The sequence below is a fragment of the Tannerella forsythia 92A2 genome (genome assembly GCF_000238215.1).
Taxonomy (GTDB): Bacteria; Bacteroidota; Bacteroidia; order Bacteroidales; family Tannerellaceae; genus Tannerella; species Tannerella forsythia.
In genome coordinates this window covers 2,292,766-2,316,498 of record NC_016610.1, presented here as the reverse complement: position 1 = coordinate 2,316,498, position 23,733 = coordinate 2,292,766, and the positions used below count along the sequence as shown (strand labels likewise).

General features: G+C 50.3%; 21 protein-coding genes. 12 read left to right on the top strand and 9 right to left on the bottom strand.

Annotated elements, in window-relative coordinates:
• Nucleotides 1–11: 11 nt before the first annotated feature.
• The gene (locus tag BFO_RS09435) at nucleotides 12–1,475 is read right to left on the bottom strand and encodes a sodium:solute symporter (protein WP_014225472.1); all 1,464 of its coding nucleotides are present in this window, start codon (nucleotides 1,473–1,475) and stop codon (nucleotides 12–14) included.
• A 124-nt stretch (nucleotides 1,476–1,599) separates the two neighbouring features.
• Here BFO_RS09435 and BFO_RS09430 point away from each other — a divergent pair, with 124 nt between their 5' ends.
• Both BFO_RS09430 and BFO_RS09425 read left to right on the top strand, forming a co-directional pair.
• Complete coding sequence (locus BFO_RS09430; protein WP_014225471.1) at nucleotides 1,600–2,361, top strand: hypothetical protein; 762 nt, start codon at nucleotides 1,600–1,602, stop codon at nucleotides 2,359–2,361.
• A complete protein-coding gene (locus BFO_RS09425) occupies nucleotides 2,358–3,308 on the top strand; it encodes a glycosyltransferase family 2 protein (protein ID WP_014225470.1) in 951 nt (316 codons plus the stop codon). Before BFO_RS09430 ends, BFO_RS09425 begins: the two co-directional genes overlap by 4 nt.
• Nucleotide 3,309: 1 nt before the next feature.
• On the opposite strand, the gene BFO_RS09420 is transcribed toward BFO_RS09425, so the two are convergent.
• The 5 genes from BFO_RS09420 to BFO_RS09400 form a co-directional block, all read right to left on the bottom strand.
• Nucleotides 3,310–4,503, bottom strand: coding sequence for a hypothetical protein (locus BFO_RS09420; protein WP_157755310.1), 1,194 nt, complete (start codon nucleotides 4,501–4,503; stop codon nucleotides 3,310–3,312).
• Nucleotides 4,475–6,850, bottom strand: coding sequence for a DUF2339 domain-containing protein (locus BFO_RS09415; RefSeq protein WP_014225468.1), 2,376 nt, complete (start codon nucleotides 6,848–6,850; stop codon nucleotides 4,475–4,477). The genes BFO_RS09420 and BFO_RS09415 overlap by 29 nt, the downstream gene beginning before the upstream one ends.
• A gap of 243 nt (nucleotides 6,851–7,093) precedes the next feature.
• Entirely contained in the window at nucleotides 7,094–7,480 is a 387-nt protein-coding gene (locus BFO_RS09410) for a VOC family protein (RefSeq protein WP_306454921.1), read from the bottom strand.
• Nucleotides 7,481–7,553: 73 nt separating this feature from the next.
• Nucleotides 7,554–8,210: a DUF4276 family protein gene (locus BFO_RS09405; protein ID WP_014225466.1), complete on the bottom strand. Its 657-nt coding sequence runs from the start codon at nucleotides 8,208–8,210 to the stop codon at nucleotides 7,554–7,556.
• Entirely contained in the window at nucleotides 8,207–9,298 is a 1,092-nt protein-coding gene (locus tag BFO_RS09400; RefSeq protein ID WP_014225465.1) for an AAA family ATPase, read from the bottom strand. Before BFO_RS09400 ends, BFO_RS09405 begins: the two co-directional genes overlap by 4 nt.
• Nucleotides 9,299–9,530: 232 nt before the next feature.
• Here BFO_RS09400 and BFO_RS09395 point away from each other — a divergent pair, with 232 nt between their 5' ends.
• The 4 genes from BFO_RS09395 to queF all read left to right on the top strand — a co-directional run bounded on the left by BFO_RS09395 (nucleotide 9,531) and on the right by queF (nucleotide 12,471).
• On the top strand, nucleotides 9,531–10,073 hold the full coding sequence (locus BFO_RS09395) for a phosphoribosyltransferase (RefSeq protein ID WP_014225464.1): 543 nt from the start codon (nucleotides 9,531–9,533) through the stop codon (nucleotides 10,071–10,073).
• A 24-nt stretch (nucleotides 10,074–10,097) separates the two neighbouring features.
• Nucleotides 10,098–10,676, top strand: coding sequence for an adenylate kinase (locus tag BFO_RS09390; protein WP_014225463.1), 579 nt, complete (start codon nucleotides 10,098–10,100; stop codon nucleotides 10,674–10,676).
• A gap of 45 nt (nucleotides 10,677–10,721) precedes the next feature.
• Entirely contained in the window at nucleotides 10,722–11,873 is a 1,152-nt protein-coding gene (obgE, locus tag BFO_RS09385) for a GTPase ObgE (RefSeq protein ID WP_014225462.1), read from the top strand.
• Nucleotides 11,874–11,997: 124 nt separating this feature from the next.
• Entirely contained in the window at nucleotides 11,998–12,471 is a 474-nt protein-coding gene (gene queF, locus BFO_RS09380; RefSeq protein WP_014225461.1) for a preQ(1) synthase, read from the top strand.
• Between the two features lie 143 nt (nucleotides 12,472–12,614).
• Here queF and BFO_RS09375 read toward each other — a convergent pair whose 3' ends face one another.
• From BFO_RS09375 to BFO_RS09365, 3 genes are all read right to left on the bottom strand, one after another.
• Complete coding sequence (locus BFO_RS09375) at nucleotides 12,615–14,366, bottom strand: phospho-sugar mutase (protein WP_014225460.1); 1,752 nt, start codon at nucleotides 14,364–14,366, stop codon at nucleotides 12,615–12,617.
• A gap of 205 nt (nucleotides 14,367–14,571) precedes the next feature.
• Nucleotides 14,572–16,257 carry a M23 family metallopeptidase gene (locus tag BFO_RS09370; protein WP_014225459.1) on the bottom strand — a complete coding sequence of 562 codons (1,686 nt, stop codon included), beginning with the start codon at nucleotides 16,255–16,257 and terminating at the stop codon, nucleotides 14,572–14,574.
• Between the two features lie 31 nt (nucleotides 16,258–16,288).
• Nucleotides 16,289–17,308, bottom strand: a complete 1,020-nt coding sequence (locus BFO_RS09365) for an endonuclease/exonuclease/phosphatase family protein (RefSeq protein WP_014225458.1) — start codon at nucleotides 17,306–17,308, stop codon at nucleotides 16,289–16,291.
• A gap of 403 nt (nucleotides 17,309–17,711) precedes the next feature.
• On the opposite strand from BFO_RS09365, the gene BFO_RS09360 reads away from it, so the two are divergent.
• The 6 genes from BFO_RS09360 to nqrF all read left to right on the top strand — a co-directional run bounded on the left by BFO_RS09360 (nucleotide 17,712) and on the right by nqrF (nucleotide 23,731).
• Complete coding sequence (locus tag BFO_RS09360) at nucleotides 17,712–19,058, top strand: Na(+)-translocating NADH-quinone reductase subunit A (RefSeq protein ID WP_041590842.1); 1,347 nt, start codon at nucleotides 17,712–17,714, stop codon at nucleotides 19,056–19,058.
• 170 nt (nucleotides 19,059–19,228) lie between these two features.
• Nucleotides 19,229–20,416: an NADH:ubiquinone reductase (Na(+)-transporting) subunit B gene (locus tag BFO_RS09355; RefSeq protein WP_014225456.1), complete on the top strand. Its 1,188-nt coding sequence runs from the start codon at nucleotides 19,229–19,231 to the stop codon at nucleotides 20,414–20,416.
• A 44-nt stretch (nucleotides 20,417–20,460) separates the two neighbouring features.
• Complete coding sequence (nqrC, locus tag BFO_RS09350; protein WP_041591260.1) at nucleotides 20,461–21,144, top strand: NADH:ubiquinone reductase (Na(+)-transporting) subunit C; 684 nt, start codon at nucleotides 20,461–20,463, stop codon at nucleotides 21,142–21,144.
• Between the two features lie 3 nt (nucleotides 21,145–21,147).
• Nucleotides 21,148–21,777, top strand: coding sequence for an NADH:ubiquinone reductase (Na(+)-transporting) subunit D (locus tag BFO_RS09345; RefSeq protein ID WP_014225454.1), 630 nt, complete (start codon nucleotides 21,148–21,150; stop codon nucleotides 21,775–21,777).
• 23 nt (nucleotides 21,778–21,800) lie between these two features.
• Entirely contained in the window at nucleotides 21,801–22,418 is a 618-nt protein-coding gene (gene nqrE, locus BFO_RS09340) for an NADH:ubiquinone reductase (Na(+)-transporting) subunit E (protein WP_014225453.1), read from the top strand.
• Nucleotides 22,419–22,444: 26 nt separating this feature from the next.
• A complete protein-coding gene (gene nqrF, locus BFO_RS09335; protein WP_014225452.1) occupies nucleotides 22,445–23,731 on the top strand; it encodes an NADH:ubiquinone reductase (Na(+)-transporting) subunit F in 1,287 nt (428 codons plus the stop codon).
• The last annotated feature ends 2 nt before the right edge of the window (nucleotides 23,732–23,733 follow it).

Genomic DNA, 23,733 nt, shown 5'->3' with positions numbered 1-23,733 from the left:
GGACGGACAGATCAAGCCGTTCGTCCTCTCACTTTCCGAAGCGAAGTAAGCCATAGCCCGACAAAGGTGATGGCGCCGTTAATCATCAGCATCTCATATCCGAACCGGTAACCTGCAACATGCAACACCCACTGTTCGAGAGTAAAACAGATCAGGGGCGAGGCGATGCATAGGTATGGTACATACCGGTCGATCGGTTGACGTTTCGTAAACAGCCCGAAGGCAAACAGCCCCAGCAGCGGGCCATACGTATACGAGGCGATGACATAGATCGCATCGATCACGCTGCGATTATTCAGCGCTTTAAATATCATGATGATGACGATGAACAGCGCCGAGATAAGCAGATGCACGTTCATACGTGTCTGTTTGGCTTTCTTCGCCTGCTCTTTCTCGATGCCGAGTATATCGACGCAAAACGAGGTGGTGAGCGCCGTCAACGCCGAGTCGGCACTGCTGAAGGCCGCCGCAATGATCCCAATAGTGAAAAAAATCAGGATCGTGCTTCCCAAGATGCCGGAGGTACAAAACATCGGGAGGATATCGTCGCCCGAAGCCGGCAACGTGATTCCTTGCCGTGCAGCGAGCGTGAGCAACAGGACTCCGAGACAGAGGAACAAAAAATTGATCGGCGTAAAAGCCAGTCCATAAGTGTACATATTCTTCTGCGCATCCTTTAAACTCTTGCACGAAAGATTCTTCTGCATCATGTCCTGATCTAATCCGGTCATCACAATGGTAATGAATATGCCACTGAAAAACTGTTTTACGAAATGCTGCGTACTGCCCCAGTCGTTCCACTCGAACATACGAAAATGGGGACTGTCCGTAACCGCCTGCCACATGCCCGTCATGTCCAGTCCCATCCGGTCTTTTACTTGCCAGATGATCACCACAAGCGTCCCGACAAGGCAGAGCGCCTGCAACGTATCGGTCCAGATAATCGTCTTCACCCCACTGCGGTAAGTATAAAGCCAGACGAGCAGGATGCTGACGATGACCGTAATCCCGAACGGAATATTCCATGTACTGAATACGTAGGTCTGCAGGATAAGCACCACGAGATAGAGCCGCGCCGCCGCACCGATAATTTTCGAGAGCAGGAAGAACGAGGCCCCTGTTTTGTAACTCCGCCGCCCGATACGCGTTTCGAGATATGTATAAATGGAGGTGAGTTGCAACTTGTAGTAGAGTGGGAGCAGCACATTCGCAATCAACACATAACCAAAGAAGAAGCCGAGCACCGTCTGCATATACGTCATATCGATCTGGCGTACCCAGCCGGGCACCGAAACGAACGTCACCCCCGAGAGCGACGAACCCACCATTCCGATGGCCACGATATACCATGGCGACTTACGGTTTCCCAAAAAGAAAGCATCGTTACTCGAACTCTTACGTCCCGTTATCCATGCGATCAACAACAACAGACCAAAATAGGCGACAATAATCAGAAGAATAAGCTGACTGCTCATAGAAATTGCGTATTTTTTGCTTTAGTTTTTTGCGATTTTATTTTTGCAGGCAAAACTACGCTTTTTTCCCGATTTGGCAAAAATGTCGTATCTTTGTGTTTAGTTTGAAAAAAACGGAGGACAGATGATGCAACAATCAGGTGAATTCAAACAATTTCAGAAATTCCTGTCGGAGACGAAAGGAGACTTTCATGTGCTTGAACAACGCGTTCCGGTAGAGAAGCAGTTGCAGTATTTCAAGTTCTCCGACCGGTTGAGAAAGGAAGCTGTTCCATGGACGGAAAACGACTTCGAGCAATTCGAGAGCGACCTTTACAACCCCGAATCGACCGGGGAATACAAACGTCGTATCCTTTCCATATTTGCCGTGTCGAAGGATGTCAAGTCGTACCGCAGATTGGAACGCTATGTGCAGTCGCCCGATCCGGAACTGACCGACTGGGCGTACATGGCGCTGATGGAAAGCCGGATCATGCTGGAGTCCGAACTGTCGGAAGAGAAACAAATCTATATCTCGACCGGACTGGGCGGCAAAGGCCGGAAACTTCGTTTCTACCTCCTGCTTCAGACAAACGGAAACAAACCGTTCCTCGATTATCAGCGAAACGTGATTGAGCGGGAGTTTGCTTTTGCCATGCGGAACGCAGACTGTGACATCGAACGGCTAACCGTACACGAGACCTATGCCGACCTGCTCGCGCTGATGCCGATACGTACCGACATCAAACAACTGATCGAGCACATTATCGAAGAATGCAACCAATACGGCGACTTCCTGTCCAAAAGTTTTACCGTCACGAATGTAAAAGAGTTGAACGATGAAGAGATCGCCCGGATCATCCATGGTGAAAAGAATGAAAACGACACATCGGACAAGGAGGAATGAAAAGTCTGTCTGTAATTATTCCCTGTTTTAATGAAGAAGAGGTTCTTCACGAATCGTACAGACGCACCAAGGCCGTTTTGGACACGTTGCCGTGCGATGCCGAAATCATCTATATCAACGACGGAAGCCGTGACAGGACACGTATGATACTCGATGAACTTGCAGCCTCCGACCGACGTGTCAAAGTACTTCATTTTTCCCGTAACTTCGGCCATCAGCCGGCGGTATCGGCGGGTATCAGGAATTGCCATACCGACTTGGCCATCATCATGGACGCTGACCTGCAAGACCCGCCCGAACTGATCCCGGAGATTCTCGCACTACGCGAAAAAGAACAGGCGAACAGCATCTATTGTGTGCGTCGCTCACGCGATAAGGAGAGTTTCTTCAAACTCTTTACCGCCCGTCTGTTTTATCGGACGATGAACCGGATGAGCGAAGTCGAATTTCCGCTCGACACGGGCGACTTTCGCCTGATCGACCGAAAAATCATGAACGAATTCAACCGACTGCGCGAACATGGCAAATATATCCGGGGACTGGTCAGCTGGATCGGCTTCAAACAAGTACCTTTCTATTACGAGCGCAAGGCACGCGTGGCCGGCGAGACGAAATACCCGTTGAGCAAAATGATCCGATTTGCGTCAAACGCCTTACTGTATTTCTCGAAGAAACCGTTGCGATTAGCTATGGGCTTGGGATTTATCGCCGTCATCATCGGAATTATTCTGGCTATCTGGTTTATGCTCGGCAAGTTGTACGGGTTTAGCAATGCCGAAACAGGCTGGACTTCGATCATGACCGTTGTCGTCTTTTTCGGAGGTGTCCAACTGCTTACTATCGGCGTGCTGGGACAATACATCGGCGTGCTCTTCGACGAGATCAAGAACCGGCCGGAATATATCATCGACGAGAAGCGAAACTATACGGACAACGAAACCGATTGATTCATCCTTCGCTCTTTCGCATCATCCGCCAAACCATATAGAGAAGTTGTATCGTTACGAGAGCGATAACGATCCATACGCCGTATGTCTTCAGGAAGACTATCCACGGATGAGGAGGCTCGTCCGAATCGCCGATATGTTCGATCGAGACGACGGATAGATGCGGCAGATCATCCGACACACGTTTACGAAACGTCAAGTCATATTGCGGTGCATGGGCTGCGGCATCGCCATACGTTAATGTATAGCGTCCTCTTTTGAGTTGCGCCACCGCATAACGACGGACAATCCGCGCAGCAACCGAATCGATTCGGAGCGGTTGGTCATCGCCGTTCGCGATCCGGAAACGCAACGTATCCATGCTGTGCGGCAGACTTGGAAGAGCTTGTGCACTGCCGGCTTCGGAGCGCAATCGCCCGATTTTCGTACCGGCCAGCCATACCGCCCGATCGTAATCTTCGGGAGCGGAAATGTAAAACACCACGTCCTCAAAGCGATAAGGATAGGGAAAAGACAACGTCAACTCCGTCTGCTTCCGATCGTTATCGGTACGCAGTGCGTAATGTGTGGCGGGTATCTTCATCAGGTGACGGATGTGGGTATCTCCCGCTCCGTTACGTCCGACGGAAAGGATGTTCAGCGGTGCCGACAGCGAATCGTTTATCGACAGCAGATAATAACGATAGTCGGAAACCGGAAACGAGACGGTCAGCAGTGCTTCCGTCCCGTGCACCTCCGCTTGCTCCGAGAGCCGGATGCAATCTCTCACCGCATACCAGCTTTCACCATCATCGCTGCCTTTGAGAATGGCTTTCTTGTCGGTATCGGCATGTTTCACCCGTACCATAAACGACGAAATACGTTCACCATCCGTTTGAATCCGGATATCCGTCTGGAACGTTCGACGGATCAGCTCGATGAGATATGGTTCGAAGTCACGTCCTCGACTGACGGAAGTTGCTTCGCGCACAAAATACGCGACCTCTCGACCATGCTCGTCACGAATACGCAGGTCGGCCAGATCGTCACGGGCTGCGCCGATCAGCGGGGCCGGCAAGTCGATGGCATAAAAACTGTCCGCCTCCACGGGAGGCAAGGTGGCGCGATACGTTTGCGCCATCATCCCGCTGCCCAAAAGCAACAGCAGGAGACCGGTAAGTGCAGCCTTACCCGTTCTCTTCCTTTTCGGTTTCATCACGTTCATCACTAAACAATACGTTTTTCAGTTTCTGATACAGAAAAGACAGCAGCAGAAGAATGACACCAAGCAAAATAAATACGGCAATCTTCCCTGCCATCGGCATGGTCCAGACATCGACGATCAGCAATTTACCGAGCACCACGGCAAACACGCCGAGGCTCAATATCCGAAGCGTCTTGAGGTGTCTCCGCATTCCCAGTGTCATCAAGGCCAACCCCGCCATCGAGAATGCGATGGAGAAGCCGGCGCTCAGGCTGTCGTTCCATCCGACGGTATGCAGCAGGTGACGCACAGCCAGCGTCCACGTAGCGGTAGCCAACAGGCTGAGATAAATCGTAAATCCATTACCGGCTGAGCTTTGCGCCGGCGTATTCCGGTAGTAAAGTCGGCCGCTCCATACTAATTCGGCCACGACCGTTGCAAGAATCATCCACGCCGTACGGCCACTTTCGGCCTCGTAAGGCAAAATGGTGTACGCATAAAGCGCGGCACTGACGAGCATCCCCGAAAAGTACGCCCACGACCAACCCGCACCGAGTCGGAAACGTCGTGACAAGACGATGCTCAGGAAGAGGATATAACTCGTCTGAAACAGCAAAATATGGCTTTCCGCAACGATAAAACGGGACATCTCCCATACCACCACCATATTTCCGAGAACGACGGAAAGCAGGATCAGCACGGCATTGCCCGGCGTATATCTCAGAATATACGTTTTATCGAACGCTTCACGATAACGGCTTATCAGCACGGCGAGCGCCAGATAACTCAAGCAAACAAAAGCATTCGTAACAAACAATTTGTTGGCAAAGATCGTTTGCCCTTCCGTCAGACCGATTGCGTAAGAAGCGATATCCATCACGAATGAAACCAACGTAAGCAGTATGAGGATAAAGGAGAAATATGCGTACATCCGCGCTTTCGATTGGGCGTAAAGCCATCCGAGCAACACCATCTCAGAGGCCCAAAAGAGGGTGATGAACGTGCCTTCGAGCTGAACAGGGACAGCAAGGGAGACGAAAGTCAGCACAACGCCAAGCAACGTATGAAGCAGGAACCGATATTCGAGCCGGCGTTTCCGCAACCACAAAATGGCAGCCATATTAACGATAGCGATACCAAGCGATAACAACCCGTCGATCTTCATCGGAAGCAACAGTTTATCGATAAAAAACAGGCCGAATCCCATGTAAGCAAAGTTATTCAGCACGACGGTCGCCAACAGCATTCGATTGGTCCACACCCATCCCCGGTCGTTACGCAGGATGGAGAGCAGAGGCAAGAGGAAGATCACGTAGAAGAGCGAAGCGAAAAGAAGTAACCGCAACGCCATGTTGGGGTCGATCACGCTCGTATTCATCAGAAATACGAACATAATAAGACAGGTCGAGAAGAACGAAATCATGGGTAGCTCGACCCACTTTTTGAAGAGCGACAGCACGAACATACCGAGGTTCAGGATGGCGATGTAGGAAAACAATACCATGTAGTTGCCATCGCCGCTGCTCGTCAGGAAGGGAGCGATATACCCTCCGAGGAGGGCAATAACAGCCAGCTCACGCCGGTCGTACAGAACGGAAAGTACAGCCATAAATACGGTCAGCACGACGAGAATCACGAAAGCGACCGGCTGAGAGAACAGTTGATAATAATGGTAAGCTACGGCTACGGTGACATAGAACGTGGCAAAAGCGCCACCGGCCAGCAACGAACTGAAAGCACGGTATTTCTTCTGAAGCCTTGCGGCAATAACCAGCAGACCGGAGCCTGTGGCGAAGCCCAGAATCGTTCGCGACACTTCGTTGATCCATTCGTTATCAATGGCGTATTTCACAAACAGCCCGATACCGACGACCAATACGAAGATACCGATTTTGCCGAACAGGTTTCCGCCGATAAACTCTTCGTAGTTTATCTTTTTCACTGGCTTCGGAGCGGGAGGAACAGCCGAAGCAGCAGGCATCGATGATTTTACGGGAGGCGGTACGACCTCAAAGGGCGCGGGAGGCGGGGGTACAGGCGCGGCGGAAGTCATGATCTCCCGTGGCGGAGGAGGAGGTACTACGCTTATATATTCGCGTGTTTCGGTCTTTTCCTTCATCCTGTCCGTCTGTGAGGGAACGGCCGGAGGCTCGACCGAACGTTGCATAGCAGGCACAGCCACCGCCTCTTCTTCGGTCGATGTATCCGTCTTCTTTTCCAGCAACTTTTCCAACAGAGCCTCCATTGAAAGAAGTCGTTTCGAAACCTCACCGATACGGCCAAGCAGTACGGCCCAGCCGATAATCGGCAAAACTATAAAGAGTAAAACCAGAAACAGAATAATTCCAAATTCATCCATACGTTTTTACTTTTCATTCGTTATTGACCGAGCAAACATAGACAAAAAAAACGATATTTTACCTCGGCAAACAGTCCAAACGTACAGAGACAATACAGTAACAACAGGACAAACGTAAGGATTACCGGCATATCTTTGCGATATATCCCCCACTCTGCCCGACATGTGTACAATTCCCTCAAAGTCGTGCAACATGAACACGACCGGGAGCAAAGTCATCAAAAATAACAGGGTCGACATCTATTATATGGTGATTTCGATCCGATTGCCGTCGGGGTCAGTCACGACGCTTTCATAATACCCGTCGCCCGTAACTCGCGGCCGACCGACACACGCATACCCGTCGGCCACCAGCCTCGCAGTCAACCGATCGACGGCCTCACGGCTGCCTGTACTGAAAGCGAGGTGAATAAACCCTTCACTCAACGCCTTGTCCGGACGTTCTCCCACATCGGGACGTTCCATAATCTCCAGACGGGTATCACCTGTAAAACTCAGAAAATACGTTTTCAATCCCGTATTCGGGTTATGATACATCGTGCCGGCCGTAGCCCCGAAATACGTTTCGTAAAATGCCCGGCAAACTTCCAGACGCCTTGTATATAAGGCTATATGATCTATTTTTATCATCAGTAAATAATCAATTATCAAACACCTGCTATCAGCAAAATCGTATTTAGTCTATGGTATTTTTTCGATCTTTTCAGCTATCTTCCATACGGTTTAACCATGCATCGAATCTCGGAGCCTTCGTTCTGATACATTCCAGACCTATTGCTTCGGCAATGATATTACCATAAACCACTTTATTGTAGCCTTTGATAATACTTTCCAATCGATGGGAAGGAGAGGTCGTTTTATTATTGTTAATCATTTCCGGATTGGAATAACGATTAAATATTTCTTTCAACTCTTTTTTTCCGATTAAATCCGTCGGAGAAATCTGCTTATGGAAAACATCCATATCGCAAAAAAGCAATGCTTCAAATTCGTGCAATTGGAAATAAGGAATAAACCTGTGACGAAAGTCCGGATCAATATTTTCCCGCATTGCCTGCTCCAGACAATCCATACGTTCATTCTTGTCCGGAATCTCATGTGCACTATCCCATTGTGGAAATTCGTGTTTTTTGGATACACCGTAATAATCGATAAAAGTAGTCACATACGCCTCTTTATCAACTTTCAGATGTGTCTCTATTTCTTTTTTCAGCAACTCCCATCGTATAATTCCTCCTCTTGAAGCCCTGATTAATGATGGATGAAAGAAAATCTGCTTACGGGAGAACGCCGGTGTCAACATTTTATTCACAAATTCCTGTTCGGTCTGTCCTTCACAAATAATTCTAATCCTTTTCATATATTTACATTAGTTATAACAACAGGTTGCCCCGTGCGGATGATATTTCTCTTCCATAGATCGTCAATCGTATAATCTTCAAGCCAAACAGCCAACTCTTTGGAATCAAGCCGTGTGAAACGACTCTCTCCGTCAATTTGATCGACGGTTATAATGTCTTCCGGATCAAAATGGCTGATTAAATCGGTCGATTGAGTAGCAATAATGACCTGATAACCTTTGGCAGCTACCGATCGGATCAATCCGGCAAGTTTGGCTATTGCTGCCGGATGCAACCCCAGCTCCGGCTCATCGATGATGATGGTCTGTGATAAACCGGGTTGAAGAAACAAGGTTGCCAAAGCTATAAAACGGATTGTTCCGTCGGATAAATCGCTGGCACCGTACACCGTAGAGCTGTATCTGCTTTGCCACCGGAGCTTGAGATTACCATTCTTTTCGGGACGCAGAAAAAAATCGAAAAAATAAGGAGCAATGCTTTGGATTGTCTGAACAATCAATTGATAAACGATCGGTTCTTTTTCCCGAATATGATACAATAAAGCGGAGAGATTACTTCCTTTTTCGTAAAGATAAAATATATCGTTCTCGATATTCGATACCTTATTGAAAGGGGAATTTTCACCGGTATCGTGAAAATGATATTTGGCTAATTGATCCAGATAACGACGAATATAATAAGCTCGCGGTATTGTCTGAGAACTCAGTTTTGATTCGGGCCCTAACTTTCCGGATGTAACATCAAAAGGGTTCGGGTATTGAGGATTATCACACCACAACGCTTCTTCGGTGAAAATAAAACGATCATCTCCTTTTTTCAAAATAAAAGAATATCCATTAGTATTCGGGAAATGAAGATGAGCCGAAATTTCGGTTGTCACTTTTTCTCCTTTATACAAAAAGGTATCGATTCCTTTCAGAGCTACAGATTCCTGCAAATTACGACGGTATATCTGCTTTAAAAAGTCAAAAAAAGAGAGAAAATTACTTTTACCACTACCATTCGCACCGATCAGAATATTGATGGGCTTAAGTTCCAAACTTAATTGACGGATCGATTTATACCCGTTTATATCGATTTTATTCATTGATTATTTATCTTTTGCTCTATTTAAAAGACAAAAATACAAACTTTTCAGGATATCCTCTCACCATCGCAACAAAACGTACAAGACCTGCCGGTCATACCTGATCGCACAAGCCGACGATGCCCCTCTCTCCTCCGCCTTCCGCCTATCCACAACCGGATTTTCATTTACCCTGATACAATTCTGAAAATTATCACGTATCTTTGCATCCCTAAACAAAAGCAAAAAGACGATGGAAAAGCAAATCCGACTGAAAGATAAGGTGTTTGAATTATATATCCCCGAAAAGGAAATCGTCTGGGCCATCGAACGGATGGCCGAAGAGATTCGGCGGGATATGGAAGGAAAAGACCCGCTCTACGTGGGGATCCTCAACGGAGCCTACATGTTCGTGGCCGAGCTGATGAGTAAACTCCCGGTCACGAGCGAACTGACCTTTGCTGCCTATTCGTCATATCACGGCACCAAATCGGACGGCATCGTCAAAGAACTGCTACCCATCCGCAGTAATACACGCAACCGCCCCATCGTACTGCTCGAAGATATCATTGACACGGGACTAACCATGCACTACGTGACGCGGCGACTCAAAGAAGAAGGTGCCACTGATGTGCGTCTGGCTACAATGCTCATCAAACCCGCGTCGCTGCAATGTGACCTCCACCCCGACTACGTGGGCATGGAAATCGAAAATGACTTCATCGTCGGATTCGGACTCGACTATGACGGACTGGGACGCTCGACACGCGACATCTACCAAATCAGGAACAATTAATTATCATTTCATCTATAAGAACTTATGTTAAATATCGTAATCTTCGGTGCGCCCGGCTCAGGCAAAGGGACACAAAGCAAACGAATGGTCGAATATTACGGCCTCGATTACATTTCGACGGGTGACATGCTGCGCAATGCGATCCGTGAAGGCAGCGAACTGGGAAAAACGGCTCAAACATACATCGATAAGGGTCAACTCGTTCCGGACGAGCTGATTATCCGCTTGATCGGTGAATTCCTCGATGGCAAAAAAGACTCGAAAGGTGTCATCTTCGACGGCTACCCCCGCACCATCCCGCAAGCCATTGCCCTGAAAGAGATGCTTAACGAACGCGGTACGGATGTCTCGATCCTGCTCGACCTGCAAGTCGACGACGACGAACTGATTGCCCGCCTTGTCGAACGCGGGAAAATATCGGGGCGATCGGACGACAACCTCGAGACCATCCAGTCACGCCTCGATGTATATCACACACAGACCGCTCCGCTGGCTACGCACTACATCAGCGAAGGAAAACATGCGGCCATCAAGGGAACCGGATCAATCGAAGATATTTTCAACCGCATCGTCGAAGCGATAAAAAAAGTAACGGATCGCTAAAAAACGTATTGTTTCATGATGCAACAACCATCCTGAACATGTCCTATGGCCGAATCGAATTTCGTAGACTATGTAAAAATTTATTGCCGCTCGGGAAAAGGAGGGGCAGGCTCTGCCCATTTCCGGAGAGAGAAGTACATCCCGCGCGGAGGCCCTGACGGCGGAGACGGCGGACGGGGCGGACATATCTATCTGCGCGCCAACCGTAACTACTGGACCTTGCTTCACCTCAAGTTCGAACGCCATATCCTCGCCACCTCCGGACAGGGAGGAAGCAGCAAACGCAGTACCGGTAAAGACGGCGAAGACCGTATCATCGAAGTGCCGTGCGGCACCGTCGCCTTCGATGCCGAGACAGGCGAATACCTTTGCGATGTCACCACCGACGGTCAGCAGGTGATGCTGCTGCAAGGCGGACGAGGCGGACGAGGTAACGTGCATTTCAAAACAGCGACGAACCAGGCGCCCCGCTATGCACAGCCCGGCGAACCGTACCGGGAACGCATGGTCGTGCTACAGCTCAAATTACTGGCCGACGTCGGTCTCGTCGGTTTCCCGAATGCAGGGAAATCAACACTACTCTCAGTCGTTTCGGCAGCCAAACCTAAAATCGCCAATTATCCGTTTACCACGCTCGAACCGAATCTGGGCATTGTCAAATACCGCGACAATCGCTCGTTCGTCATGGCCGATATCCCCGGCATCATCGAAGGCGCCAGCGAAGGCAAAGGATTGGGACTCCGCTTCCTTCGCCACATCGAACGAAACTCCCTGCTTCTGTTTATGATCCCCACCGACGCCGACGATATTCGGAAAGAATATGATATCCTGCGTAATGAACTGGAACAGTATAACCCCGGTCTGGCCGACAAAAACAAGGTGCTGGCCATCACCAAAAGCGATCTGTTAGATGATGAACTGAGGAAAGCCCTGGCCGAAGAACTCCCTGACGATATCCCGCATCTATTTATTTCATCGGTCACGGGCGCAGGAATTGCGGAACTCAAAGACCTGCTCTGGAACGAACTGAACCGAGAAACGTTTCACGACGCCGAACAGATTGTCCACCGCGATATGGACATGCGCTTCGTCCCGATCGACGACGAAGAAGATTGGGAGATCCCGGCTGTCGAAGAAGAGGAACTCCCTGATGATCCGGACCTCGATGAGGGAGACGATGACGAAGCGTTGCGTTGAAATATTTCGACCAAACGAACGTGTGTGCTTTACATAACCTTTTCGGTCCTCGCAGTCATTTTACCGCAAAGTTTGCAAAGAGCGCAAAAGAACAAATTACGGAAAGTTGTATTTTGGCCTTCTTATGGAAAATAAAGAATTGACACTTTTAGGGACAGCGACGACTTACCGGCAAGATTACGCGCCGGAAGTGCTGGAGGCGTTCACGAACAAACATCCCGAACGCGATTACTGGGTACATTTCGAATGCCCGGAGTTTACGAGCTTGTGCCCCATCACGGGACAGCCCGATTTTGCAACGATATGGATCGATTATCTCCCCGACGTAAAGATGGTGGAGAGCAAGAGCCTGAAGCTCTATCTCTTCAGTTTCCGCGGGCACGGCGCTTTTCATGAAGACTGCGTGAACCTGATCATGAACGACCTGATTCGCCTGATGGAACCGAAGTATATCGAAGTGACGGGACTCTTCACCCCGCGCGGTGGCATCAGCATCTATCCGTATTGTAACTACGGCCGGCCGGGCACGAAATATGAAGCGCTGGCCGAACAGCGTCTCTTCAACATACAGGCCGGAAACTTACGTGCCGGACGGTAGGCGGGGACGGGTGAGGGGCTCCATGAAACCGGCAAACAGAGCGGAAAAAGAACACGAAAGGGATGCGTCTTCGTGTTTGTTTGAGACGCATCTCTCCCTTTATGTTTACGAACCGTCCCGTATCGTCTATTTTTTCAAAAGCCTCAGATGCCAAGCGATGCCCTGATCTGTTCGACCTTCTTCATGGCTTCGGCCTCGGCCGTCCGCAAGTCTTCAGACGTACGGACATCAGGGATGTGTACCTCGCAATAAAACTTGATCTTCGGCTCCGTGCCCGACGGACGAACCGACACTTTCGTATTGTCTTCCGTATAATATTGCAGCACGTTCGAGGTCGTAGGCATGTGCAGTGCAAACGTTTCGTTATCGGTAAAACTGTGTCCTTTCAGCGAAGCATAATCGTAGATCAGCGTCACTTTCGATCCGGCAATCTCCGTCGGTGGATGATTGCGGAAACCGTTCATCATCGCCTCGATTTCTTCGGCGCCGCTCTTGCCCTTCTTAACGACAGAGATATTCACCTCTTTCGAGTAGCCGTATTCGAGATAAATCTGTTGCAACAACTGATAGAGCGACCATCCTTTGTCTTTTGCCCAAGCCGTCATCTCGGCCAGAATGCAGCAGGCCGATACGGCATCCTTGTCACGCACAAAGTCCTGACAGAGGAATCCGTAACTTTCTTCTCCACCGCCAATATATTGTTTCTTGCCTTCGTTTCTGCGCATCACCTCGGCAATCCACTTGAAACCGGTATAAACATCGTACATCTCGACGCCCCTGCGCTCCGCGATGGCGCGAACCGTCTCGGTCGTAACAATCGTTTTGACAATGTATTCCCGGCCGCTTAACCGTCCCAGTTCTTCCCAACGCGTCAGCAGATAATAAACGAAAAGGACGACTGCCTGATTGCCGTTGATCAGCACCCATTCGCCGACATCGTTCTTCACGGCTGCCCCAACGCGGTCGGAGTCCGGGTCGGAAGCCAGCACCAGCTCGGCGCCGGTCTCTCTGGCCTTCCCGACAGCCATCGACAAGGCTGCCGGCTCTTCGGGGTTAGGCGATACGACCGTCGGGAAATCACCGCTCACCACATCCTGCTCAGGCACGTGAATGATGTTCGTGAACCCGTATGCGCCGAGCGCTTGGGGAATTATACGTACCCCCGTACCGTGAATCGGCGTATACACGATCTTCATGTCATGATGCCGCGCAATCGAGTCGGGCGACAGCGAAACAGTCTTCAAGTCCGCGATGTACTGCTCATCGATCTCCTTACCGATCAGTTCGATCAATTCCTTCTTTCCTTCGAACCGGATATCGGCCGCGTTGCGGATTTTATTGACTTCGGCAATCGTGTTTTTGTCGTGCGGAGCAATCATCTGCGCTCCATCGTCCCAATATGCCTTGTAACCGTTATATTCCTTCGGATTATGCGAGGCTGTCAGGATAATACCGCTCTGACATCCCAGCTTACGGATGGCATACGATACCTCCGGTGTCGGTCGGAGGTCTTCAAAAAGATACACCTTGATGCCGTTGGCCGAAAAAATTTCGGCCGAAATCTCGGCAAACCGGCGGCTGTTGTTACGACAGTCGTGACCGATAACGACTTTGATCTGTTCCAACTCCGCAAATTCCTTTTTCAGGTAGTTTGACAAACCCTGCGTAGCCGCTCCGACCGTATAAATGTTCATCCGGTTACTGCCCACGCCCATGATGCCGCGCAATCCTCCGGTTCCGAACTCCAAATCCTTGTAGAAGGCTTCGATCAGCTCGGTCGGGTCTTCCTTATCGAGCAGGGACTGCACTTCGTTACGCGTTTCTTCATCATACTCCGAGCCCAGCCAGACCTGAGCTTTCTTCCTCACCTGTTCTAATAATTCCGTATGTTCCATAATCAGAAATGATATTATGCTTTATTGTGTATTTATTTCTTTTTTCTCCGCCCAGTAAAATTGGCAGAAGGTCTGACAAAGATAGGCTCTTTTTTTCAGATAATGGTACGCATCGGTTCAGTTTTTTCATTCATCCGATATCGATTTCTTCACTTCCGGAGGCCATTTATGAAGATGGTACGTTCCGGCTATGCCAAACCTGTTATCACCATTCGAAATCGGCATGGTAGACCGTGCGGTTCTCGCAGCCGTCGGTTACGGTCATCCGGAGAGTATGCCGCCCTCGTGTGAGGCGTTGACGGTCGAAGAAGTAACGCGCGGTTGCTTTCTTGCCGTCGAGTTCAAAGAGAGCGAACCGGCCGTCTATCTCGCCGCGATATTCCTCTATCCCGCTCAGATTATCGGTCAGGCGGAGGATAATCATTTCTTTACTTCTCCAGAGAGACGAATCGACGGCGGTAATGACAGGCGGCACCGTATCGGCATCGACGGCATAGCGTTTACCCAGTTCGGTGATGTCGGCATCGATCCAGCCGTCGCGATACGATCCGCCGATCCAGTTCTTTCTACGCCCATCAACCGAGACAATGCCGTATTTTCCTTTGTCGGCCAGCGTATCGGCGAGCAGGTGAAGTGAGAGATGCCCGTTGCGATGCAGCGGAACGGGTGTATCATGTACCGTGTGAACCTCGGAGTAATACGCCGTATCGGCGTATGAGGAGTGACGAAAATACAAATCGTTATACAAGTTACCGCGCGGGATATGCATCCGGATACCACTTGCCCCGAAGCGGTTTTCTCCGCTATGGTAGAAGTGTGTCGCACCGGCCGTATCGGGCGGAAGAATCGTCTGCGGGCGTCCGGTCACGGCCAGCGCAAGTCGTCCGGTATTGCCAAACGCATCCGTGAGTTCAAATTCGATGTGGTATGTCCTTGCTTCGTCGACGGTCAGATAGCCGCGGTTCTTACTGGTCATAAACCGCAGGCGGTTACCCGGCTCGACAAACGTTTTCGTATAAAACGATTTTTTTCCGCGCCACTCGGCAAAGTCGACCCACGCATTGAGGTAACGCGTCTCATCGAACGAAAAACGGTCCTGATAGCTGTGAAACATTTCTTTGCCGTCAACGCGCATTGTGATTTCCTTTACACCGTACACGTTGCTCGTGCCGTTCATATAGTCGTCGATATGGATACTGAAACCGATCTTTCCCCACGCTTCCGTTTTACCCGTCACCGACTGCCGGCCGTCTTTCGCAGTGACAACCTTAATATGCTGCTTTTGCTGAGACCCGTTGACGACGCCCTGTCCTCCGACGGGGCAGATCATCACGGAACGTACCTTCGGAGGCCGCGTATCTTTGATTTTGTCCTTGTAATACACGATCGGATCGACCGGCTCGCCTGTGCGCAGATCGCGTATCTCGAAATGCAGGTGAGGCCCGCCCGAGCTGCCCGTGTTGCCGCTCAGGGCTATCAACTCGCCGGCCTTGACCGGAAACTGCGACGGTTCGGGCGACAAATCGACGGAGAAACGCTCCTGTGCGTATTGCTGTTCTTTGACATACGTTGCGATATGGCCGGCAAAGTTACGCAGATGACCGTAGACCGACATCGTACTGTCCGGATGCTTCACATAAAGCGCATGTCCGTATCCCCACGGCGACACGAGGATGCGGGAGACATACCCGTCTTTTACGGCGCGAATATTTTTTCCTTCGACACCCTGCGTCTTGAAATCAATCCCCGAATGAAAGTGATTATTGCGCAATTCTCCGAAATTCCCGCTCAGCAGTATCGGGATGTCGACAGGGCTGCGAAACGTCTGCGCCGAAACGGTAAGCCCTGTGAGACCCAGACAGACGAGCAGCATTTTCTTCCATTTATTCATCGTCCTACTCTATTGCTCTTCTATAAAAAAGTTATTGGGGCAAAGATAAGAAAAACTCCGCCACGATGGGCAGATGGTCGCTGAATCCGCCTTTGTACGTGTACCCCTGATACGTTCGGCGCGGCCGCTTATCGTTATGTCGTTTGTCGTCGGTCAACAGAAACGACGGGGCGAATATTTGCGTTCCGCCTTCTTTCAGACGCGCCTTCCATGGCAGGCTGACGAGCATCTGATCGAGCTGAGACCACTCGCCGTTAAATTTATGGCTTCCGGCAAAGTTCAGCGTTTCCTTGTCGGCAAAGAGATTCGTCAGTCGGTGTTCGGGCTTGGCGGCGTGCGTCATGACGGCGATACTCTCGTCGGCCGGCGTATCGTTGAAGTCGCCCATTACGATGATATGCGTGCAGCGTCTTACGCTATAAAGCGAGTCGCACAGTCGACGCACACACAGCGCGGCATCGATTCTGTCGGGCTCTGTCTTCTTCTTACCGGCCGAGCGCGAAGGGAAATGGCATACCAACACATCGAGCGTATCGCCCGTAACCACCCGTCCCCATGCATGCAGAATATCCCGCGAACGTTTTCCTTTGCGTGTAAAACGGATCCGTATCGAACGTTGACCGAGCAACTTAAACCGTTCGTTCCGATAGAGCAAAGCGTTGTTGATACCGCGCGGGTCATTCCCCCGGGTGATGCAGTAACGATAGCGATGCTCCTTCAGAGGTGTACGATGCAGCAGATGGGTCAGCACGGTGTCGTTTTCCACCTCACAAAGTCCTACGAGTGCGGGCATATCCCATTTACCCACGGCCGTGATGACTTTGGCTGTCTGCCGCAAACGCTCATAATAACGTTTCGGCGTCCATTTCCGTACACCATCCGGCAGGTATTCATTATCGTTCGTGACCGGATCATCTGCCGTGTCGAACAAATTCTCCACATTATAAAACATCACCTGAAACGGCTGCATGCGAATCCGTTTTGTCTGCGAATCCGTACATTGCGGAAGCAGGAACAGGAAAACGGCTGTTGCAAAAATCACCTTGTACATTCTTACATTTTTGCAGACAAAGGTAGAACAAATCGAGGGATTGCTCTCTCCACACATCGCGTAAACATCGGAAAACGCCTGTGTATAACCGTCAATTGTTAATGGTTGTTAGCATTCTTGCAACAATTTATGCCGGAATGTGGGGTTAAGAAGAAAAATGATCCGACGATAAGTAGTTGCAACGTGGCGAAAAGACAGGAAAGTACCCGGCGAAGGTATCGCAAAGTTGCGAAAGCATGCCGAAGCACTTGGGGAAGCTGTCGCGAGGTTGCGAACGTATTTTTTAGTGCCTCCGCACATATTGGAGAATTTTTTCCGTAATTTGTCAAGGTTCTGTTTTAAAACATCGAAAAAGTATATACTTTTGCGCGAAAAATCAGAATCAAAAATACATATAAGAAACATGGCAAATGTGGTTAAAATCAAAAAAGGCCTGAACATAAACCTCAAAGGCAAGGCGCCGTTGGAGTATGTCCATGCCGAGGCTGCCGACAGCTACGCGATTGTGCCCGACAACTACGTCGGCATCGTACCCAAGGTGCTTGTTCGCACAGGCGATAAGGTCAAGGCCGGTTCGCCGCTGATGATGGACAAAGTCTATCCGGAGATCAAGTTCGTATCGCCGGTGAGCGGCGAGGTGACGGCAGTCAACCGCGGCGAAAAACGCAAAGTGCTGAGCATTATCGTGCGCCCCGATGCACAGAACAAATTTGAAACATTCGACATCAAAGACCTGACATCGTACAACGTTGAGGGATTAAAAGCTCTTCTGCTCGAAACAGGTTTGTGGCCCTGCATCAAACAGCGGCCATACGACCGGGTGGCTATCCCTTCGGATACCCCGCGCGACATTTTCGTCACGGCTTACGATACGGCGCCGCTGGCACCGGATTTCGATTTTATCGTCCAAGGCGAGGAAGACTTACTCCAAAGCGGTCTGCAGGCGCTGACGAAACTTACGCAGGGCACCGTTTACCTCGGTGTGAAACCCGGCTCACCGCTACGCAGCATGAAGGGCGTTGAAGTCGTGGAACTTTTCGGTCCGCATCCGGCAGGCAACGTCGGGGTAATGATCAACCATCTCAAACCCGTCAATAAAGGCGAAACCGTTTGGACGCTTCGTGCAGCAGACGTGCTGACGATCGGCCGCCTGTTCAAAGAAAAGAAAATGGATTTTACACGCACCATCGCGCTGACCGGCTCGGAGATGAACGAACGCGGCTATACCAAAGTAATTGCCGGATGCCGGATCAACAGCCTGACAGACGGACGGATCGCAGACGGACATGTACGCGTGATCAGCGGAAACGTACTGACCGGTACGAAGGTGACGACTGACGGTTTTCTCGGCGCATACGATACGCAAATCACCGCCATCCCCGAAGGCGACGACGTGAATGAGTTCATAGGATGGGCTATGCCGGGCTTCGGAAAGTTCAGCATGTCGCACAGCTATTTCTCGTGGCTGCTTGGAAACGGGAAAGAGTACAGCCTCGATGCACGAATCAAAGGCGGCAGGCGGGCCATGATCATGTCGAACGAATACGACAAGGTTTTCCCGATGGATATCTATCCCGAATACCTGCTCAAGGCCATCATCGCTTACGATATCGATAAGATGGAAAGCCTCGGTATCTACGAAATCGCACCCGAAGATTTTGCGCTCTGCGAATTTGTCGATACGTCGAAAATCGAGATTCAGAAAATCGTCCGCAACGGACTCGACATGCTTTATAAAGAAATGAATTAATCGAGAAAAAAGTTGCTACCCCGACGGTACAAGCTGAAAAGTGAGCCTTTCGCGGCATCCGGTTGCGGTAAACCCTTCCGCCGATCGCAAACTGCGCAAGTCATGATTCGCCGGCTATCGCGGGCTAAACAAACGAACTATTGATATTAATCATAAACAAATAAATAAAAGTGAAAGCGTTAAGGAATTATCTCAACAAGATTAAACCGGCTTTTGAGGAAGGAGGCAAACTGTCGATGTTTCAATCCGTATTCGACGGATTCGAAACGTTCCTGTTTGTCCCCAACGCAACCTCCCGGTCGGGCGTACACATTCACGACAGCATCGACTCGAAACGTACCATGACCGTGGTGGTCATTGCACTGATACCGGCCTTGCTCTTCGGAATGTATAATGTGGGCTACCAACATAATCTGGCCATCGGAGCCGTGCAGGACTTGTGGTCTGCGTTCCTCTTCGGTTTTCTGGCCGTACTTCCGAAACTCATCGTTTCGTACGTCGTGGGGCTGGGTATCGAATTTGCCGTAGCCCAGTGGAAGAAAGAAGAAATTCAGGAAGGATTTCTCGTTTCGGGGATGCTGATCCCGATGATTGTACCGATCGACACGCCACTGTGGATGATCGCCGTGGCCACGGCATTAGCCGTGATCTTCGCCAAGGAAGTATTCGGCGGAACAGGATATAACATCTTCAATGTAGCGCTCGTGACGCGTGCGTTCCTCTTCTTTGCTTATCCGGCGGCCATGTCGGGCGACAAGGTGTTTATCCGTACGGCCGATATGTTCGGTCTCGGCGCCGGCACCGTTGTCGACGGTTTCTCGGGCGCCACACCGCTGGGCATCGCCTCGACGGCCACAAGCTCCACAGGCTATCCCGCGTTCTCGATGGATATGATCACCGGACTGATCCCGGGATCGATCGGCGAAACAAGCGTCATCGCTATCGGGCTGGGCGCCATCCTGCTGATATGGACGGGAATTGCAAGCTGGAAAACAATGTTTTCCGTCTTTGTCGGCGGCGCATTGACCGCACTTATGTTCAATGCTTTCGGGATAGAAGGCAATGCCATGGCGAATATGCCGTGGTATGAGCATCTCGCATTGGGAGGCTTCTGCTTCGGTGCCGTATTTATGGCCACCGACCCTGTGACCTCCGCACGTACGGAAAAAGGCAAATGGATCTACGGACTTCTGATCGGCTTTCTGGCCATCTGCATCCGTGTGCTCAACCCCGGATATCCCGAAGGGATGATGCTCGCGATCCTGATGATGAATATCTTCGCACCGCTGATCGATTACTATGTGGTGGATGCGAACATCAAACGTCGCAACAACCGTGTTAAACCAATCGCTAAATGAAGGAGGAGAAGAGAATGGAAAAAGAAAAAAAGAGCAAAGCCGGGCTGAATACGAACAGCAACACTTATACGGTGCTGTATGCGGCCGTGATGGTCGTTTTCGTCGCACTTCTGCTGGCCTTTACTTCGCAAGCATTACGTTCGACCCAGAAGGCCAACGAAGCCAATGATAAACGGCAACAGATTTTGCGTGCCGTCAACGTTTCGGTCCCGGCCGACGAGGTCGAAGCCAAATATAACGAACTGATCAAAGAAGCGTTCCTCGTCGATGCCGACGGACAACGTACCGACGGTGACGCCTTTGGCGAAGAGGTAGAGAAAGCCTTTGCGCGTGGGGTCTATCCGGTTTTTGTGGCAACAATCGACGGACAGACGAAATATATTCTGGCCATGTACGGCGCAGGCCTCTGGGGGCCGGTGTGGGGCTATCTTTCGGTCAACGATGATTGCAATACGGTCTTCGGCGCCGATTTCAGCCACGCCAGCGAGACGCCCGGATTAGGAGCAGAGATTACGTCAAAAGCGTTCTCCGGACAGTTTCCGGGGAAGCAGCTCTTCCGCGACGGAGTGTTCAAATCGATTGCCGTCGTGAAAAGCGGAAACAAAGCCGAAGGACAGGATTATGTAGACGGGATCTCGGGTGGAACGATCACGAGTAACGGCGTCAACGCGATGCTTCGGACAAGTATCGGCAGCTATGCCCAATTTTTAACGACACAAAAACAGTAAGCTATGGGATTATCAACAAAAAATAAAGAGATTTTATTCAATCCGGTAAACAAAAACAATCCGGTAATCGTGCAGATGCTTGGTATCTGCTCTGCTCTGGCGGTGACCGTGAAGCTGCAACCGGCCATCGTAATGACGCTCTCGGTAATCGCCGTGGTAGCTTTTGCGAATGTGATTATTTCGTTGCTGCGTAAAACAATCCCGAACCGTATCCGTATCATTATCCAGCTCGTGGTGGTGGCGGCTCTGGTAACGATCGTCAATGAGGTGCTGAAAGCCTTTGCTTACGACGTGAGCAAACAGCTTTCTGTTTATGTGGGACTGATTATTACAAACTGTATCCTGATGGGACGTCTCGAAGCCTTTGCGCTCGGTAACCGGCCGTGGGAATCGTTCCTCGACGGAGTCGGAAACGGGGTTGGCTATGGTATTATCCTCATTGTGGTTGCTTTCTTCCGCGAATTGTTCGGATCGGGCACTTTGCTTGGATATCAGGTCATTCCGCAGGCCTTCTACGATCTGGGTTACGTAAATAACGGTTTGATGATTATGCCGCCGATGGCGCTTATTCTTTGTGCACTGATCATCTGGATTCATCGTTCGCGCAACAAAGATTTGCAGGAAGAAAATTAACTCTTGAAACAACGTAATAAATTATGGAAAATATATTAAGTACCTTTATCCGTTCGATTTTTGTCGATAACATGGTCTTCGCATACTATCTCGGTATGTGTTCGTACCTTGCGGTGTCGAAAAACGTGAAAACGGCGCTGGGTTTGGGACTGGCGGTTACGTTTGTGCTTGTCTGCACCCTTCCGATCAACTATATGCTCGAGAACTACGTCTTGAAAGAAGGTGCGTTGAGTTGGCTCGGCGAAGGCTTTCAGGATGTAAACTTGAGTTTCCTCTCGTTTATCCTCTTTATTGCCGTGATTGCCTCGTTTGTGCAGCTCGTCGAAATGATTGTCGAGAAATACGCCCCTTCCCTCTATGCTTCGTTGGGAATCTTTTTGCCGTTGATTGCAGTAAACTGCGCCATCATGGGCGGTTCGCTGTTCATGCAGCAACGTGCGTTCGCCAACGTCGGCGTGGCTACGGTCTACGGCTTCGGATCGGGTATAGGCTGGTTGCTGGCTATCGTCGGTATGGCGGCTATCCGTGAGAAGCTGGCCTATTCGGATGTACCGAAGCCTCTTCGCGGATTAGGGATCACGTTTATTCTGACCGGTCTGATGGGAATTGCTTTCATGTGCTTCTCGGGATTCAAAATTTGAGTATTAACGCATAAACAGTATAAAAAATGGTTTTATTGGAAATCTCAGGACTGACCGTCGGAACGAGTGTGGTGGTCTTTCTGATCATCGTGCTGCTGCTGGTCGTGCTGCTGCTGGCTGCGAAAGCCAAGCTTGTGCCGTCGGGCAATGTAAAGATGACGGTAAACGGAGAAAAAGAAATCGAAACGCCGATTGGCGGTACACTGCTCGGCGCGTTGCAGAGCGGGAATATCTTCCTTTCGTCGGCATGCGGCGGCGGCGGCAAATGCGGCCAGTGTCGTGCACAGGTGCCCGAAGGAGGAGGAGATATTCTGCCGACGGAAAAAGTCTTCTTCTCCCGTAAGCAAATCAAGGATCATTGGCGTCTGGCATGTCAGACAAAAGTGAAAAACGACATGACGGTTCAAGTACCCGACGAAGTGTTCGGCGTGAAAGAATATGAATGTACCGTCGTTTCAAATAAAAACGTGGCCACGTTTATCAAGGAATTTATCGTGGCGCTCCCTCCGGGCGAACACATGGACTTCATTCCGGGGTCGTATGCACAGATCAATATCCCGAAATATTCGATGGATTACAATGTAGATATTGATAAAGCATCGATCGGAGCGGAATATCTGCCGGCATGGGAACAGTTCGGCCTGTTCACGCTCAAATGCCGTAACGACGAGCCGACGATCCGCGCCTACTCGATGGCCAACTATCCGGCCGAGGGCGATCGTTTTATGTTGACGGTGCGTATTGCTACGCCGCCGTTCAAGCCGAAACCGCAGGTAGGATTCCAGAATGTGCCGTCGGGTATTGCCTCATCCTATATCTTCATGCTCAAGCCGGGCGACAAAGTGACGATGAGCGGTCCTTACGGCGATTTCCACCCGAATCTCGACTCGAAGAACGAGATGATCTGGGTGGGCGGTGGCGCCGGTATGGCTCCGCTTCGCTCGCAGATTATGTATATGACGAAAACATTACATACGAAAGATCGGAAGATGTCTTACTTCTACGGCGCCCGTGCGTTGAACGAAGTCTTTTATCTGGAAGACTTCCTCGCCATTGAGAAAGAATATCCGAACTTCTCGTTCCATCTGGCGCTCGACCGTCCCGATCCCGCAGCCGATGCGGCCGGAGTGAAGTATACCGCCGGATTCGTGCATAACGTGATGTACGAGACGTATCTGAAAGATCATGAAGCGCCCGAAGATATCGAATATTATATGTGTGGTCCCGGCCCGATGTCGAAAGCCGTCGAAGGATTGCTCGACAGCCTCGGCGTGCCGCCTGAGAATTTAAGGTTCGATAATTTCGGCGGATGATG